We start from the raw sequence: 669 nt of genomic DNA on the forward strand, positions 1-669 counted from the left end.
CAGGTACAGCCTCCGACGCTCAGGTTGAGGCGCTCGATCCGCGAGCCTTGTCTCACGACCGCAGCGGGCTGGCACTAGGCGCCACGGAATGGCTGAACGATGAGCATATCCAGAGAGATTACGAACTTCTGGCGCAGGAGCTGCAGAGGGAAAATCCAGATCTCGCCGCCCGAACGCGGCTCGTCGACCCGCTGATAGCCCACTACCATCTGCGCCTGGGCTCCGACAATGCCGCGCTCAGGGCTTTCCAGCGCATCGTCTATGATCGCAATGGCAACGACATTGCCGACTTCATGTTCCTGCCTGTCAACGATGCCAGCGCTACCGATCCCGAACGCCGCGGCAGCCACTGGTCGCTGCTTATGGTTGATCGACGCGAGCGGGAAAGGCCGGTTGCCTATCATTACGACTCCGCCGGGCGGCTCAACGCCCAGCCCGCGGCACAGCTCGCACGACGGCTGGGAGCCCACCTGGAGCCCACCCGTATCACCCAGCAGCAGAACGGCTACGATTGCGGCGTCTTTGTGCTTGACGGCACGAGGGCGCTGGTCGGACGACTGGGGCAAAGGCGGCAGCCAGCCAGGCTGCACCTCGACTATCTTGCCGTTGATCGGCAGGCACTGCAAAACCGACTGCGGGGCTGATGTCGGCCTCTGCTGGTCAAAAAGC

The 669-nt window shown here is 63.4% G+C and carries 1 protein-coding gene; it reads left to right on the top strand.

Annotation, left to right across the window (positions count from 1 at the left end; translation table 11 throughout):
* Window positions 1-644, top strand: a 644-nt coding sequence (locus RFM40_RS33630) for a Ulp1 family isopeptidase (protein WP_320279066.1), incomplete at its 5' end; no start/stop codon positions are given.
* Between the last annotated feature and the right edge of the window lie 25 nt (window positions 645-669).

The organism is Mesorhizobium captivum (assembly GCF_033977165.1).
Lineage (GTDB): Bacteria > Pseudomonadota > Alphaproteobacteria > Rhizobiales > Rhizobiaceae > Mesorhizobium > Mesorhizobium captivum.